The sequence below is a fragment of the Nocardiopsis xinjiangensis YIM 90004 genome, from assembly GCF_000341145.1.
GTDB classification, from domain to species: Bacteria; Actinomycetota; Actinomycetes; order Streptosporangiales; family Streptosporangiaceae; genus Nocardiopsis; species Nocardiopsis xinjiangensis.
The window spans coordinates 85,108-100,477 of record NZ_ANBE01000009.1 but is presented as its reverse complement, the minus strand read 5'-3'; the positions used below and the strand labels follow the sequence as shown (position 1 = coordinate 100,477).

Genomic DNA, 15,370 nt, shown 5'->3' with positions numbered 1-15,370 from the left:
CACCCGTTCCGGGCACGGGGCTACCGCGGCTCGGGCACGGTCTCGATGAGCGCGGCGAGCCCGTCGCGGTCGAGCAGGTCGGCCGGGCGCACGGTCTCGTTGGCGCGCACGTAATGGAAGGCGGCGCGCACCTCGGCCAGGTCCACCCCCTGCAGGTCGGCCCAGGCGAGCCGGTAGGCGGCCAGCTGCACACCCACCGCGCGGCGCTCGCCCTTGTTCGAGGGCGGGGTCCCGGTCTTCCAGTCGACGACGTCCCAGCGGCCGGTCTCCGAGTCGTGGAAAACAGCGTCCATCCGGCCCCTGACCAGGCGGTCCCCGATGACGGTCTCGAAGGGCACCTCGACTTCCACGGGCACGCGCGGACCCCACTCGCTCTCCTCGAAGGCACGCTGGAGCTCGGCGAGGTCATCGTCCTCCCCGGCGGTCTCGTCAGCGGCGCCGGGCAGTTCGTCGAGCAGGGTCGCACCCCGGCCGAACCGTTCCTCCAACCACGCGTGGAAGGCGGTGCCCCGGCGAGTGTGCGGCGCGGGCGGGCGGGGCAGTGGACGGCGGATCTGCCGTGCCAGGGCGGCGGGGTCGCGGGCCAACCACACCATGGACGAGACCGAGAGGTGGTCGGGCAGTTCGACCTGGACGGGACCGGGCCGGGCCCCGGATCCCTCTTCATGGCGGTGGGCGAGCAGGAGTTCGGTGTCGCGTTCCCAACCGCCGAGGCGGTTGCGCAGCCCGGCCGGCGGGGCAGGCCGGTCGTCGGGGTCCTCCTCGCCGGCGAGCATGCGCGCGCGGGCGTGCTCGACCATCGCGGCACCCTCCAGGATCTCCTCGCGCCGGGTGCGCGGCCCCTCCGCGGGTACGGCGGTACCGGCGCCGGGGAGCTCGTCCTCGGGCGGCCAGACGGCGGACTCCTCCTCGTCGCCCCCCGGGCCCTCCTCGTCGGGATCGGGGCGCGGTTCCCAGTGCTCGACGGTTCCGGCGCCGGCCGCGCAGGCGTCGCGGACCTCCTCCAGGAACTGCGAGGGGCCGCGTTCGCTGGCGGCGTCGCGTCCCCACCAGTGGCCGGTGCACAGCAGGGCGAAGGAGGCGCGGGTGACGGCGACGTAGGCCAGGCGGCGTTCCTCCAGGCGGTGGCGTTCCTGTTCGGCCGCCTTGAAGTCGTCGACGCCCTTCTTGTCCACCGACAGCAGTTCGGGCAGGTTCAGGCGGTCACCCCGCAGCCGGTAGGGCAGCAAGTGCTCGCCCTGGATCCACATGTCGCCCGTCTTGAGCTTGGTGGGGAACAGCGGGGCGCCCGAGCCCTCACTCATGCCGGGCACGACCACGATCGGCCACTGCAGGCCCTTGGCGGCGTGCATGGTCATGAGCTTGACGGTGTCGCCGCCGCCGACCCGTTCGCCCGGAGCCAGGCCGCTCTCCTTCTCGGCGGCGGCGTTGAGGTAGCTGAGGAAACTCCCGAGGGTGGGGGTGTCGCTGTTGCCGACGAACCGCACGGCGTGGTCGACGAAGGCGTCGAGGTCGGCACGGGCGGAGAGGGGATCGCGGCCGCTGCGTGCACCGACCTCGATGTCCAGACCCAGGACCCGTTCGACCTCGGTGACCAGGTCGGGCAAGGGCTGGCCGATCTGTTTGCGCAGGTGGCGCAGTTCCTCGGCCAGGCGGGTGATGCGCGCGTACGCGGTCTCGGAGTAGTGCTCGGCCGCCCCGGGGTCGTCGACGGCGTCGACGAGGCTGCCGCTCTCGGAGGTCAGGTCCAGGACGGTACGGCGCAGCAGGTCCTCCTCGCCGCCGTCCTCCTCGGGGCCGTCGGTGGTGAGGTCGCGGCGGGTGCTCCGGGCCAGGTCGGCGGCGCGGCGGCCCAGCGCGGCCAGGTCGCCGGGGCCGATGCGCCAGCGCGGACCGGTGAGCAGGCGGGCGAGTTCGTTGCCCGCGGAAGCGTCGTGGACCACGCGCAGGGTCGCGATGATGTCGCGGACCTCGGGTACGAGCATGAGCCCGCCCAGGCCCACGACCTCGACCGGGATGCCGCGCTCCTCCAGGGCCTCGCGCAACACGGGGAACTGGGAGCGTTTGCGGCACAGCACGGCGATGTCGCCGGGACCGGTGCGGCCGTCCGGTCCTGTCCCGGTCTCCCCCTCGGGCCAGGGCAGGCCGTCGGGTGCCAGACGCACCCCGCCGGGTGCGCGCGGGCCGGCGCTCAGGTAGGCGTCGAGGCGGCCGGCGATCCACTCGGCCTCCTCGACCTGACCCGAGAAGAGAGCGGCATGGGTGTGGCCGCGTCCGCGCCGGGCGGGACCGGGATGGAGCACGGGCACCTCGGCGGCCTGGGCGCGCAGCGGTTCGGAGATGCGTTCGGCGGCCCCGAGGACCCGTTCGCCGTTGCGGAAACTCGTGGCCAGGCGGCGCACGGGCGCGGACCGGCCGGGGCCGACGGGGAAGTCCTGCGGGAAGTTGGTGAGGTTGGCGGCCACGGCGCCGCGCCATCCGTAGATGGACTGGCAGGGGTCGCCGACGGCGGTGACGGGGTGGCCCTCCCCGAACAGGGCACGCAACAGCACGAGCTGGGCGTGGCTGGTGTCCTGGTACTCGTCCAGGAGCACGACCCGGAACCGGCCCCGTTCGATGAGGCCGACCTCGGGATGGTTCTGGGCGATGCGCGCCGCGAGCGCCATCTGGTCGCCGAAGTCCATGGCCTCGCGGCCGCGTTTGGCGTGTTCGTAGCGTTCCACCAGGGGCAGGAGCTGTTCGCGGCGCTGCTGGGCCGAGAGCAGGTTGCGGGTGGCCACCGGGGGTTTCTTCGGCAGGTTCTCGGCCTCGGCCCGCAACCACCGTCCGATGCCGCGCACCTGCTCGGTGCCGGTGAGGTGGTCGGAGATCTGTCCGGAGAGCTCCAACGTCCGGCGGGTGACGGTGTCCGCCCCGACCGTGATGTGGTCCATGGGTCCGTCGTACTCACCGACGATGCGGGAGGCCAGCTGCCAGGCCTGGCCCTCGCTGAGCAGCCGGGAGGTGGGTTCGACGGCCTCGCGCAGGGCGTGGTCGGAGACGATGCGCCCGGCGTAGGCGTTGTAGGTCGAGACGCTGGGTTCGCCGTCCAGGAGTTCCTCGGGCAGCTGCTCGGTGGCGCGGAGCTGTTCGAGGCGTTTGCGCACACGTTCGGCCAGCTCGGCGGTGGCCTTGCGGGTGAAGGTCAGACCGAGGACGTGCTCGGGGCGCACGTACCCGTTGGCCACCAGCCAGACCACACGCGAGGCCATGGTCTCGCTCTTGCCGGAACCGGCACCGGCGACGACCACCCCCGGCTCCAGCGGGGCGGCCACGACCTCGGACTGTTCTGCTGTGGGTTCGGGCTGTCCCAGGAGACGGGCGAGTTCGGCGGGCGTGAAGCGGGGGTGGGGGTGATGAGGGAGGTCTGGTTCAGACATGTCGTCCTTCGTCCTGGACCGGGCAGCAGGCACGCACGGCGCACGACCTGCACCCCTGGTTGAGGGTGGCGGTGAAGCGGGAGCCGCCCATTCCGGAGGCGACCTCGTGCACGAGGCTCTCGGCCCATCGGGGATCGGGGTCCTGCGACAGGGGTGGTTGGGCCTGTTCCCGGGCCTTCTTGATCTTCTCGCCGAGCTGCACGAGGGAGGCACCCCCGGGTTCGATCAGGCCGATGCGTTCGAAGGCACCCCGCAGGACGGCCATCTGGTAGACGCCGAGCTGGGGATGGCGCCCCAGCTCCTCGGCCTTGGCCCCGCCGGTCTTGAGGTCCACGACCACGGCACGGCCCTCGGCGTCGCGTTCGAGCCGGTCCACGCGGCCGGTGATCTCGACACCGCCGACCTCGACCCGGAACCCCTGCTCGGTGACGACGAGCTCGCGCGGGTTCTCCGACTCCCAATCGAGGAGCTTGCGGACCATGGTGTCGGCGCGTTCACGCTGCTTGTCGGCCTGCCAGGGGCCGCCGAAGTCGAGGTCGGCCCAGATCTCGTCCATACGGCGGCCGACCTCGCCGACGGTGCTGCCCTGGGCGACGAGCACGGCGACGGCGTGCACGACGGTGCCCAACGCGGAAGCGGAGTCGCCGGAGGAGGCCCCGGCGGCCCGTTCCAGCAACCAGCGCAGTTGGCAGTTGGTGAAGCTCTCCACCTGGGAGGGCGAGACACGGATGGTCTCCTCCTCCCCTGCCAGGGGCCGGTCGTCGCTGAAGGGCACCAGTGCGTACCACTCGGAGGGGTCGGCGCCGCGCACGCCCTCCTCCGCGAGACGGGCCAGATGGGTGGCGGCGCCCTCGCGCAGCGGCCCGGGGGCGTCGGGGTCGGTGACGACCGAGCGCAGGTCGGCCACGAGCGCGGGCAGGGACAACCAGCGCATGCCGGTACCGACCGGTTCGGGGTCGCCCACCCCCATCTCGTGGAGGAAACGAGAGGGACGCTGGTCGCTGTCCTGCCCTCCGACCGCGGTGACGACGAGGGTGTGGCGGGCCCGGGTCAGGGCGACGTAGAACAGGCGGCGTTCCTCGACCAGGAGTTTGGACGCCAGGGCCGCACCCGAGGTGTCGGCCGAGTGCACGTCGGCGTCGACGAGCTCCTCCACGCCCAGCAGGGAACCGCGCAGGCGCAGGTCGGGCCAGTCCCCTTCCTGGACCCCGGCGACCACGACCAGGTCCCACTCCAGCCCTTTGGACCGGTGGGCGGTGACGATCCGCACCGCCTCGCCCTCGGGGGCGCGTTCGGCGAGGCTGTCCCCGGGGATCTCCTGGGCGGCCAGGTCCTCCAGGAACCCTTCGGGTGAGCCGGGCGGGAGGCGGTCGCAGTAGCGGGCAGCGCTCTCGAAGAGCGCGACGACGGCGTCCAGATCGCGGTCGGCGGCCGCACCGCGGCGCCCGCCGGCCAGGCTGGCGCGCAGGAGCCGGTCGGCGAGGCCGCTGTCGCGCCAGAGCCGCCACAGCACCTGTTCGGCGTCGGCCCCGTCGGCGGCGAGCTCACGCACGGTGGCCAGGGCCTGCGCCACCCGTGTGGCGGGGGCGGCCACCTCGCGGTCGACCAGCGTGAGGTCGCGGGGATCGAGGAGGGCGTCCACGAGCAAGCGCCCGGTGGGGCGGTACCCCTCCTCGTTCTCCTCGGACCGGGCGCGGTCCAGGTCGAGTCGGCGCAGGGCTCGCAGGAGCCGCCGCAACCCCACGGTGTCGGCCTCCCCGAACGGGCTGGTGAGGAGCTCGCGTGCGGACGTGTCGTCGAGTTCGGCGGGAGCGAGCCCGTACCGGATCAGCGACAGCAGGGGCCGCACGAGGGGTTCGTCGGCCACGGGCAGGTCGTCGGCGCCGACCACGACGGGCACGGAGGCGGCGGTCAGGGCACGTCGCAGCACCGGGGTCTGGCGGACCGACGAACGCACGAGCACCGCCATGTGCGACCACGGCACCCCGTCCACGAGGTGGGCGCGGCGCAGGGTGTCGGCGATGACGGCGGCCTCCTGGGCGGCGTTGTCGGCCTGCAGGAGCTTGACGGTGCCGTCGCCGGTGTCGCCGCCGGGGACGAGGTCGCGGTGTTCGTTGATCAGCCCGGGTGCACCCCCGGACACGGCGGGCAGGCGGCGGGCCACCGCACGGGAAGCTGCGAGCAGGCCGACCCCGCTGCGGCGGCAGGTGCGCAGGGCCACGACGTCGGCGTCCTCCCCGCGCACGGTCGGGAACCGTTGCGGGAACTCGAGGATGCCGCGTACCTCGGCACCGCGGAACCCGTAGATCGACTGGTCGGGGTCGCCCACGGCCACCAGGTCCCGCCCGCTCCCGGCCAGCGCGCGCAGCATCTGTTCCTGGGCGGGGTCGGTGTCCTGGTACTCGTCGACGAAGACGACCTCGTGGGCGTTGCGTTCGCGCTCGCGGATCTCGGGGTCGGACAGCATGTCGGCGGCCACCCGCACGAGCTCGGCGTAGTTGAGGGTGGGCGCCGGGGCGATGTCGAAGCGGCCTGTGTAGCGGTCCAGGAACCCGGCGGCGGAGCGCCAGTCCTCGCGGTCACGCTCCTGCCCGAGCTGGTCCAGGGACTCGGGATGCAGTCCGCGTTCCTGGGCGCGCATGAGGAAGTCGCGCAGCTCCTCGGCGAAACCGCGGGTGTCCAGGGCCGGGCGCAGGCGTTCGGGCCAGCCGTCGGCGCCGTCCTCGAGTTCACCGCGCAGCAGCTCGCGTACCTCCATGAGCTGTTCCGGCCCGGACAGCAGCCGGGGCGGCAGGTCGCCCATGCGCTGGAACTCGCGTCGGATGAGCGCATAGGCGTAGCTGTGGAAGGTCATGGCCAGGGGCTCGCGCGTGGTCCGGCGCAACCGGCCGGTGATGCGCTCACGCAGTTCCTGGGCGGCCTTGCGTCCGAAGGTGAGCACCAGCACTCGGGAGGGGTCGATGCCGCGGTGCTCGATGCGGTCCACGACGGCCTCGACGATGGTGGTGGTCTTGCCGGTGCCGGGGCCGGCCAGCACCAGGAGGGGACCGCCCTTGTGTTCGACCACCCGGGCCTGGTTCTCGTCCAGCACAGGCGGCGGCTGCACCTGTTGGGCGCGCCGCACGAGACGGTAGGAGGACGTGTTCACTCCACCAGTTCATCAAAGGGTAAAGACCGTCTCTGCCATCACCCAGGAAGAACGGGGTGTTCCCGGTCCCCTTCAGGGGCCCTGGGGCCCCTCCCACCGCGCTTTGCGCATGTCGACACGGGCGCTGCGCGGACGCAGGGGTGTGGCCTCCGCCGCGTAGTGAGGGAGCGCACGCGCCTCGTGTCCGGGGGGAGGCCGGCCGTCGGCGCGCACCACCCGCCACCAGGGAACGGCGCCGCCCCAGCCGGCCATGACGGCGCCGACCTGGCGGGGGCCGCCGCGTTCGAGGTACTCGGCGATGTCGCCGTAGCTCATCACGTGCCCGGAGGGGATACGTTCCACCAGGTCGAGGACGTCCTGGCTGTATTCGTCGGGTTCGGGGTCCACCACGCGCCCAACCCTAGAGGAACCGGTGTCTGCACCGGGGACACATGCCATCGGGAACCGGCGCCACGGAAGAGGGCCGCCCCGGAAGGAGCGGCCCCATGGGTGTGCGGCTCGGTCGGGCCTCCCCGTGCGCGGCGGTCTCAGGCTGCCTCGGGCATGTGATTGGACCAGGCCAGTTCGGGGTCGCGCTTGCGGTTGGCACGAGCCGCGAGCAGCCCGATGGCCCCGAGGACCGCGATGAAGGCGCCCAGCCCCCAGGCGGTCGCTGCCGCCGCCGTCGATCCGGTGAAGGACAGCAGCCACGGCAGGAGGAAGGCCAACACACCGGCCCCGACCACGGCGGCCTCGCTCGAGATCGCTCCGGGGTGCGTGATGGAGATGGTGGAGAACAAGATCGTGATGAGGCCCAGCACCATCATGAACCCGCCGGGCAAGCCCAGCACGTAGTGCCAGGTCCAGCTCAGTGCGAGGGCGAGTCCTGCTGCGATCGCCACCCAGTTGTCCCAACGTCCCCTTCGCATCGCGCCACCTCCCAGCAGCGGGCCACCGCCGGTCGGCCCGGTGGCCTTGGAAGGGTTTGTACCCATTCGTCACAGTTCACAAGACACGCAACGGCGCCCGGACCGGAGTCCGGGCGCCGTTGCGTGTACTGCCCGACCGGCTGCTGCCGGTACGGCTCGCGCGCTGCCGGGAGCGGCCTCGCGCGGGCGCCGCCTCAGTAGGTCGGCAGGCTCGTGTCGACCTGGTTGGCCCAGGCCAGGACACCGCCGCCGACGTGGACGGCGTCGGCGAAGCCGGCGGACTTGACCGCCGCCAGGGCCTCGGCCGAGCGCGCACCGGACTTGCAGTGCAGAACCACGCGCTTGTCCTGCGGGAGCTGCTCGAGCGCCTTCCCGCTGAGGAAGTCGCCCTTGGGGATGAGCGTGGCGCCGGGGATGTTGACGATGTCGTACTCGTGGGGTTCGCGCACGTCCACGAGGTAGATGTCGTCCGGCTTCTTGTCGAGGAGCTCCTTGAGCTCGGGCGCAGTGATGGTGGAGTCGGCCGCAGCAGTGGTGGCCTCCTCCGACACGGTGCCGCAGAAGGCCTCGTAGTCGATGAGCTCGGTGACCGGCTCCGTGTCGGGGTCCTTGCGGACCTTGACCTCCCGCCAGGTCATCTCCAGGGCGTCGAAGATCAGCAGTCGGCCGACCAGCGGCTCACCGATGCCGGTGATGAGCTTGACGGCCTCGTTGACCATGACCGAGCCGACGGAGGCGCAGAGCACACCGAGGACACCGCCCTCGGCGCAGGAGGGGACCATGCCGGGCGGCGGCGGTTCGGGGTAGAGGTCGCGGTACTGGGGACCGTGCTCGTTCCAGAACACACTGACCTGACCGTCGAAGCGGAAGATCGAGCCCCAGACGTAGGGGATGTTCAGAATGACGCACGCGTCGTTGACCAGGTAGCGGGTCGCGAAGTTGTCGGTCCCGTCCAGCACCAGGTCGTAGCCGCGGAAGATCTCCAGGGCGTTGTCCGACTCCAGGCGGTCCTGGTGGAGGACGACCTCGACGTTGGGGTTGACGTCCTTGATGCTGTCCCGCGCCGACTCGGCCTTGGGACGGTCCACGTCACTCTGGCCGTGGATGACCTGGCGCTGAAGGTTGGACTCGTCGACGACGTCGAAGTCGATGATGCCGAGTGTGCCCACACCCGCGGCAGCGAGGTAGAGCAGCGCCGGGGATCCCAGGCCGCCCGCACCGACGACCAGGACCTTGGCGTTCTTGAGGCGCTTCTGCCCGCTCATCCCCACCTCGGGGATGATGAGGTGGCGCGAGTAGCGGCGCACCTCGTCCACGGTCAGCTCGTCGGCTGGTTCGACCAGCGGCGGCAGCGACACGGTGACTCCTCAAAGTCTGTTGGTTGCTTCACACCGCCCGCATCCGAGAGGACCACCGGGCGAGGGGGCGGGGAGCGAAGCGTGCTTGCACTTATACCCAACCTAACGGGTGGGGTATTCCATTCCCATCTCGGGGAGGTGTGGGTCACGCAGCCGCACGGCAGCCCGTCCCACTCGTTGACAACCACCGCCTCCCCCGACTTCATTCCGGGGTGTTGCCCCCTGCGGAGGGCGGGAAGAGTAGTGTCCGCGAGACCCGCGACAGTAGGGAGGACCTCGTGAACACTCACGACGAGACCGACGATCAGCAGCGGGACCCGGATGAGGTGGACCCCGCCGGAGCCGCCCCGGAGGCCGACTCCGCCGAGCAGCACGCAGACGTCACCGAGGGGGACGACGAGGAGGACTGGGTGGAGCGTGCCGCAGGGCTCCCCTTCGCAGAGGGCTCGGAGGGCGACGTCGTCGAGCAGGCCAGGGAGGCCGGTGACGACGAGGAGGAGGACGAGTACCGCTGAGACCGGCGCGTGTGTGAACTCGCCCTCAGCAAGAACCCGGCCGCGCCGCCGGTCGCGGCGCGCATCGCCCCTGCACGGGCGGTCCCGTCCAGGTCCCCTGATACATCCGTGCCCCGGGCACTACCCATGAGGAACTTACGCCGGAGTAGGATGAGAAGAAACTGTGCGGCGCGTCACCGACACACGGCGCGGCGTACAGAACTAGCCACGCAGATGTTCGGTGATGGCGTGCATCTGCCATGCCGAGTTCGGAGGGTGTGGGTGTGACAGCTCCTTCAGACGCCCGCTCCCGGGGCACCCGCTTGCCCCGGGTCAGGCGCCGCCGCCAGCTCCTGGCCGCGGCTCAGGAGATCTTCGTCGCCCGCGGGTACCACGCCGCGGCCATGGACGAGATCGCCGACCGCGCCGGGGTCAGCAAACCAGTGCTGTACCAGCACTTCCCAGGGAAGCTGGAGCTCTATCTGGCGCTGTTGGAGGAACACTCCGAGTCCCTGGTCGAGAAGCAGCGCGAGGCCCTGGAGGGCACCGAGGACAACGCCCAGCGCGTCGCTGCGAGCTTCCAGGCCTACTTCGACTTCGTCGCGGGCGACGGTGAGGCCTTCCGCCTGGTCTTCGAGTCCGACCTGCGCAACCTGCCCGCGGTGCGGGAGAAGAGCGAGCAGACCATGCAGCGCTGTGCCGAGCTCATCGGCGAGGTGATCCGCCAGGACACCAGCATCTCCGACGAGGAGGCGCACCTGCTGAGCATCGGGCTGGTCGGCATGGCCGAGACCAGCGCCCGGTACTGGCTCAACAACCACGGCACCGTGCCCAAGGAGGCTGCCGAGCAGCTGGTGGCACGCCTGGCCTGGCGCGGTATCAGTGGATGGGGCCTGCAGCGCGGGGCCGAGGAGGCCGAGGAGATCGACGGGGGCGAGACTCCCACCTCCTGAANCCCCCCCCGCCGCTTTTTCCAGGGCGCCCGATAACGACGCGTATCCCCACTTCCCACTCTTCCCACCCGCATTCCTGAGAAGGGTCAACAGACGACCAAGAATGCGCCAATAAAGAGAATTGCCCACAGGCCCCTCCCGTGCCGTGGTTCAATTCTCTTTCGACGGGTATCGCCGGAATGAGAAGTACCGACTTCTCCGCGACGTATCCGCCCCGGCCCTCCGGGCCTCGGCGGAGCAAGCGAATCGGGGGTGAACACGTATGGACATGGGTCAGGGCCTGATGTCGGCCTGGGAGGCGATCGCCTCCTTCGTGCCGATGCTCATCGGCTTCCTGGTCGTCCTGGCACTGGGCTGGTTGATCTCGTGGCTCGTCGGCAAGGCCGTCGGCAAGGGCCTCCACGGGGTCGGCCTGGACCGTGCCCTGCACCGCGGTGGTGTGGGCGAATACTTCGAACGCAGCCGCTGGGGGGCCAGTGAGCTGTGCGGCAAGATCATCTACTACGTCGGATTGTTGTTCACGTTCTCGTTCGCGTTCAACGTGTTCGGCTCGAACCCGGTCAGCACCCTGCTCAACGAGGTCATCGCCTGGATCCCGCAAGGCATCATCGCACTGGTGATCGTGGTGGTGACCGCGATGATCGCCAAGGCGGTCCGGAACGTCGTCTCCGGTGCCCTCGGTGGCCTGTCCTACGGTCGGCTGCTCGCCAACGCGGCGGCCGTGTTCATCCTCGGCCTGGGTATCATCGCCGCGCTGAACCAGGCCGGTGTGGCCGAGGCCGTGACCGTTCCGGTGCTGGTGGCCGTGCTCGCAACGGTCGGCGGCATCCTCGTCGTCGGTGCCGGCGGCGGACTCATCAAGCCGATGCAGGAGCGCTGGGCCAGATGGCTGGACGTCGCCGAGCGCGAGACCAGCCGGCTCAGCGAGGAGTCCAGCTACCGTGCCGGCCGGGAGGCCGCGATGAGCCGCCCGGGTACGGAGCGCTCCGGGGCGGAGGAGGAGAGCCGCGAGGGCGCGTCGGCCCCCGGGCGCGAGTCCACCCCGTGATCCATCTCTGAGCGCGGCCGAGCACGTACGGCGGCCGCACACGACGAGGGCGGAACCATCCGGTTCCGCCCTCGTGTCGTCTGCTCACCGGCCCCGGGCCGGTGAGCGACACCTACAGGAACTCCGAGTCCCTCAGCTCCGTCTTGGACAGTTGCTCCATCCTGCGGAAGGTCAGCACCACACTCGCGGCGATGGTCGGCAGCCCCAACCAGAACACGATGCTCCCGGGCCCGCTGAAGACCATCGAGACCAGTGCGATGACGAAAATGAGCACGAAAAGCGCGAAGTCGATGCGGTCCTGTTGGATCAGGACGCCGACCGGTGGGCGCGCCGCCCCGTGCCGACCGCTCCTCATTCGCATTCCTTTCTCGCGGCCTCCAGGACCGCTCCGCCGTTCGGCGGTGCCCTGCCCCGTCTCCCGGACCGGCACAACGCCGAGGGTCCCACGTTGCATTCCGCAGGGCCCGTGCAGCGAGCAGGGTGGACCGGGCGACCGCCCGTTTCTCAGCCTACGCCCGACACCGGGATTTCGCCGGGGAACGGGAAAAGGCCCGGCTCCGAGAGCGCGAAGGTGCCAAGGGGCGTGCTTCGGATCGGGAATCGCACCGTCCTGCGGAAGTCACGACCTTAGTGGACGAAACCGCGCTCCTTCGCCAGGCGGCAGACCGCGAGGACCCGCAGGGTCTCCCAGTCGTAGTCGGCGGTCTCGGAGTCCCAGCCGCGCTCGAGGCACCCGTCGAGGAAACCGTGGAGGTAGGTACCGAGCGTCCGGGCGTTGAGCTCACTGCCGGCACCGGTGATGCCGTCGCTCACCTCGGCGGCGTGCTGGTCCAGCTCAGCCCCCATCCAGGGCTCGAGCGGCGCGTCCAACGGACCGATCCGGTGGAAGTCTCTGGTGAGCCCGGCCAGCGGGTGGCGCACAGAGGTGCCGATGGGCATGGAGGTACCTACTAGTAATTGGTCGGGAGAGGACGAGCGTCCTCTACTGTATGTCTGGCCACCAACCGCTCGTCACGGAAGTGTCGGAAATTACCCGTATTTGACCAAGCCGTCACCAACGGTCGGTCAAACCGGGGCCCGGCCTCTGTCAGTCGCTCAGCCCCATGGCCTCCAGACGCTCCGCATGCCGGTCCGCGATGGAACCGAACAGGCGGGTGACCGAGGCGAGGTCGCCGATCCCCGCGCCGTCCACGGCGCTCTCACCCGCGCCGCCGTCGGCCAGCAACGCGGCCAGGCGCGGGCGGGCCGCGGCCACCTGCTGGGCCTGGCTCAGAGCTTCACCGACCAGGCGGCGGGCCCACAGGGACAGGCGCCCGGCCAGCGCGGGATCCTCGTGCACGGCTGCGCGCACCATCCCGGAAATGAGGGTTCCGCGCCCTTCCTCGGCGAGCACCCCTTCCACCAGCGCGCTGGTTCCGGTGTCGGCGAACTCGGCGACCTTGCGATAGAAATCACCGGCGATGCCGTCTCCGACACAGGTCTTGACCAGACTCTCCACCCAGCTCTGCGGCTCGGTACGCGCGTGCCAGGCGTCCAGCGGGGCCACGAAGGGCTCCATGGCCTCCTCCGGGTCGGCCCCGCGCTCGACGAGCCGCTCGCGCAGGCGCTCGTAGCGCCGCTCCTCCTCGGCCGCGAGCGAAGCGAGCCGCCCCTTGTCCCGCAGGGTGGGCGCCAGCGCCGCGTCGTCGGCCAGTCGGAAGAAGGAGCCGAGCTCGGCGTAGGCGAGCAGGCCGAGCAGATCGGTCACGGCCGGGTCGGCGGAGGGGCCTGGATTCATGCTCGTCAGAGTATCTTCCGCGCTCGTCTCGACGGTAGCGGGGACTAAACGGACGGCCAACACGGTTGCACAGCGTGGAAGAGGGTACGGTCCCTGCCGTCCACGGGCCGGTCAACCGGCATGTCGACCGGTGGGGTCTGCGGCTAGACTCTGCGTGATGACGAGCGTGTGCAGAGAACGCGGCCACCTGCTCCGCCGAAGGACGGCGGCACCCGGGCCTCGTTCACGGCGCCACGCGCGACCGCCCCACGACGGCCCGAGACGATCCCGCCCACGCGGGGTCGGTCGACCCCGACCACACACGACAGACCTGCGGATGGTTTCCGGCGATCCGCGGCCGGGCACCCCCGAGCCGGCCGGGACCAGGAGGCAGCGCCACCGTGCTCGTGCGACGTCACGACGTCGTGACGCCGGTGAGCCGCGCCCCCGCGGCGGCAGAACGCCGCCCGCGACCGCACGCCGCGGCCACGCCGATGTTGCGGCCCGCCAAGATGGAGGCTTGAACCCTGAGCAGTACAGACGAGACCAACAAACCCCGGACCACTTTCCGTGGTCTGGGCGTGCACACCGAGATCGCCGATGCCCTGGAGGCCGAGGGGATCATCGAACCCTTCCCCATCCAGGAACAGGCCCTGCCGATCGCGCTCAACGGAAGCGACATCATCGGGCAGGCGCGTACGGGCACCGGCAAGACCCTGGCCTTCGGGCTCCCCCTGCTCCAGTCGGCGCAGGCGGAACCGGGTACCGCCAAGCGCCCCCGCGCGCTGATCGTGGTCCCCACCCGCGAACTCGCCATCCAGGTCGCCGCCGACCTCACCACGGCCGGCAAGCGCAGCGGCAGCCGCATCCTCACCGTCTACGGCGGCCGCTCCTACGAACCGCAGATCAACGGTCTCAAGGAGGGCACCGACGTCGTCGTCGGTACCCCGGGCCGCCTGCTGGACCTGGAGAACCAGAAGCACCTGCGTCTGGACGCGGTCTCGGCCGTGGTCCTGGACGAGGCCGACAAGATGCTCGACCTGGGTTTTCTCCCCGACATCGAGCGCATCCTCACCAAGATCCCCGAGCAGCGCCAGACGATGCTGTTCTCGGCCACGATGCCGAGTGAGATCGTCACGCTCTCGCGCAACTACCTCACGCGCCCCACACACGTGCGCGTGGGTGACGACGACGAGATCGACGGCAGCAGCATGCCGGGGGGCATCACCCAGCACGCGTTCCGTACGCACCAGATGGACAAGCCGGAGTTGCTGGCCCGTCTGGTACAGGCCGAGGGCCACGGCCAGAGCATGGTCTTCTGCCAGACCAAGCGTGCCTGCGACAGGGTGGCCAGCGATCTGAAATCGCGCGGTTTCGCCGCTGCCGCCGTCCACGGCGACCTGGGCCAGAGCCAGCGCGAGCGGGCCCTGCGCGCGTTCCGCAACGGCAAGATCAACATCCTGGTCGCCACCGACGTGGCCGCCCGGGGCCTGGACGTGGACGACGTCACGCACGTGGTCAACTACGAGACTCCCGAGGACGAGAAGACCTACACCCACCGCATCGGCCGTACCGGCCGTGCCGGCCGCAGCGGGACCGCCGTCACGTTCGTGGACTGGCAGGAGATGCCGCGGTGGAAGCTCATCAACGCCGCCCTCGACCTGGACAAGGCCGAGCCCGAGGAGACCTACTCCACCTCGAAGCACCTCTTCGAGGCCCTGCGGATCCCGGCCGGGACCAAGGGCCGGCTCTCCGACGAGAAGCGTGGTGAGCACGCCGGTCTGGAGGCCGAGAAGGTCGAGGACATCGGCGACACCGGCCAGCGGTCCGAGCGCAAGGAACAGCGCAAGGAGCAGCGCAACGACCGCGGGGACGGCGGCGGCCGCCGCGGCGGCCGCAACCGTTCGCGCAAGCGCACCCGCGGTGGAGCCTCCACCGAGGCCTCCGCCGAACGTTCGGGCGGGGACCGCACCACCACGGCCGCCAAGAGCGACAAGGCCGACAAGGGGTCCTCCGGCGAAGGCGGCGAACGCCGTATGCGCCGCCGTCGGACCCGCGGGGGCGTGCGCGCTGCTCGACGGGACCCCGAGAACACCTGATCAGGGCCGTGCCGCGCCCGCTCCACCGCGGGCGCCACGGCTGACGCGGACGTGCNGGCGGACCCCCCCCGCCCCTCCACGGACGTTCCCGGAAGGCCCCGCTCACGGAGATCCGACGGCGCCGGGACGGATCTTCCCGTCACCCCCGGTTGCGGCCTCACTCCGTCAGGACCGCTGATCGTCTAGG

12 protein-coding genes are annotated in these 15,370 nt (G+C 71.0%); 4 read left to right on the top strand and 8 right to left on the bottom strand.

Features of this window, described 5'->3' with window-relative positions; all coding sequences use genetic code 11:
• Window positions 1-20: 20 nt before the first annotated feature.
• From D473_RS0106430 to moeZ, 5 genes are all read right to left on the bottom strand, one after another.
• Entirely contained in the window at window positions 21-3,419 is a 3,399-nt protein-coding gene (locus tag D473_RS0106430) for an ATP-dependent helicase (protein WP_017608262.1), read from the bottom strand.
• Window positions 3,412-6,567 (bottom strand): ATP-dependent helicase, encoded by a 3,156-nt coding sequence (locus D473_RS0106425; RefSeq protein WP_017608261.1) that lies wholly within the window; start codon window positions 6,565-6,567, stop codon window positions 3,412-3,414. Before D473_RS0106425 ends, D473_RS0106430 begins: the two co-directional genes overlap by 8 nt.
• Window positions 6,568-6,639: 72 nt before the next feature.
• Window positions 6,640-7,005: an MGMT family protein gene (locus tag D473_RS0106420; RefSeq protein WP_083917922.1), complete on the bottom strand. Its 366-nt coding sequence runs from the start codon at window positions 7,003-7,005 to the stop codon at window positions 6,640-6,642.
• Between the two features lie 89 nt (window positions 7,006-7,094).
• Window positions 7,095-7,475 carry an SPW repeat domain-containing protein gene (locus tag D473_RS0106415; RefSeq protein WP_026126665.1) on the bottom strand — a complete coding sequence of 127 codons (381 nt, stop codon included), beginning with the start codon at window positions 7,473-7,475 and terminating at the stop codon, window positions 7,095-7,097.
• 194 nt (window positions 7,476-7,669) lie between these two features.
• Window positions 7,670-8,833, bottom strand: a complete 1,164-nt coding sequence (moeZ, locus tag D473_RS0106410; protein ID WP_017608258.1) for an adenylyltransferase/sulfurtransferase MoeZ — start codon at window positions 8,831-8,833, stop codon at window positions 7,670-7,672.
• 278 nt (window positions 8,834-9,111) lie between these two features.
• Between moeZ and D473_RS0106405 the strand changes: the two genes are divergently transcribed.
• The 3 genes from D473_RS0106405 (at window position 9,112) to D473_RS0106395 (ending at window position 11,328) form a co-directional block, all read left to right on the top strand.
• Window positions 9,112-9,348, top strand: a complete 237-nt coding sequence (locus D473_RS0106405; RefSeq protein ID WP_017608257.1) for a hypothetical protein — start codon at window positions 9,112-9,114, stop codon at window positions 9,346-9,348.
• A 263-nt stretch (window positions 9,349-9,611) separates the two neighbouring features.
• Entirely contained in the window at window positions 9,612-10,280 is a 669-nt protein-coding gene (locus D473_RS24305; protein ID WP_051042983.1) for a TetR/AcrR family transcriptional regulator, read from the top strand.
• A gap of 262 nt (window positions 10,281-10,542) precedes the next feature.
• A complete protein-coding gene (locus D473_RS0106395; RefSeq protein ID WP_017608255.1) occupies window positions 10,543-11,328 on the top strand; it encodes a mechanosensitive ion channel family protein in 786 nt (261 codons plus the stop codon).
• 112 nt (window positions 11,329-11,440) lie between these two features.
• Here D473_RS0106395 and D473_RS0106390 read toward each other — a convergent pair whose 3' ends face one another.
• From D473_RS0106390 to D473_RS0106380, 3 genes are all read right to left on the bottom strand, one after another.
• On the bottom strand, window positions 11,441-11,683 hold the full coding sequence (locus D473_RS0106390) for a hypothetical protein (RefSeq protein WP_017608254.1): 243 nt from the start codon (window positions 11,681-11,683) through the stop codon (window positions 11,441-11,443).
• 272 nt (window positions 11,684-11,955) lie between these two features.
• Window positions 11,956-12,267 carry a DUF6401 family natural product biosynthesis protein gene (locus tag D473_RS0106385; RefSeq protein WP_017608253.1) on the bottom strand — a complete coding sequence of 104 codons (312 nt, stop codon included), beginning with the start codon at window positions 12,265-12,267 and terminating at the stop codon, window positions 11,956-11,958.
• Between the two features lie 148 nt (window positions 12,268-12,415).
• On the bottom strand, window positions 12,416-13,105 hold the full coding sequence (locus D473_RS0106380) for a ferritin-like fold-containing protein (RefSeq protein ID WP_017608252.1): 690 nt from the start codon (window positions 13,103-13,105) through the stop codon (window positions 12,416-12,418).
• A 560-nt stretch (window positions 13,106-13,665) separates the two neighbouring features.
• Here D473_RS0106380 and D473_RS0106375 point away from each other — a divergent pair.
• On the top strand, window positions 13,666-15,183 hold the full coding sequence (locus D473_RS0106375; protein WP_017608251.1) for a DEAD/DEAH box helicase: 1,518 nt from the start codon (window positions 13,666-13,668) through the stop codon (window positions 15,181-15,183).
• The last annotated feature ends 187 nt before the right edge of the window (window positions 15,184-15,370 follow it).

Bases quoted from the DNA above. Each gene is read 5' to 3' on its own strand.
- D473_RS0106430 (WP_017608262.1), bottom strand. From the start codon at position 3,419: ATGTCTGAACCAGACCTCCCTCATCACCCCCACCCCCGCTTCACGCCC.
- D473_RS0106420 (WP_083917922.1), bottom strand. From the start codon at position 7,005: ATGGCATGTGTCCCCGGTGCAGACACCGGTTCCTCTAGGGTTGGGCGC.
- D473_RS0106415 (WP_026126665.1), bottom strand. From the start codon at position 7,475: ATGCGAAGGGGACGTTGGGACAACTGGGTGGCGATCGCAGCAGGACTC.
- D473_RS0106395 (WP_017608255.1), top strand. From the start codon at position 10,543: ATGGACATGGGTCAGGGCCTGATGTCGGCCTGGGAGGCGATCGCCTCC.
- D473_RS0106390 (WP_017608254.1), bottom strand. From the start codon at position 11,683: ATGAGGAGCGGTCGGCACGGGGCGGCGCGCCCACCGGTCGGCGTCCTG.
- D473_RS0106385 (WP_017608253.1), bottom strand. From the start codon at position 12,267: ATGCCCATCGGCACCTCTGTGCGCCACCCGCTGGCCGGGCTCACCAGA.
- D473_RS0106380 (WP_017608252.1), bottom strand. From the start codon at position 13,105: ATGAATCCAGGCCCCTCCGCCGACCCGGCCGTGACCGATCTGCTCGGC.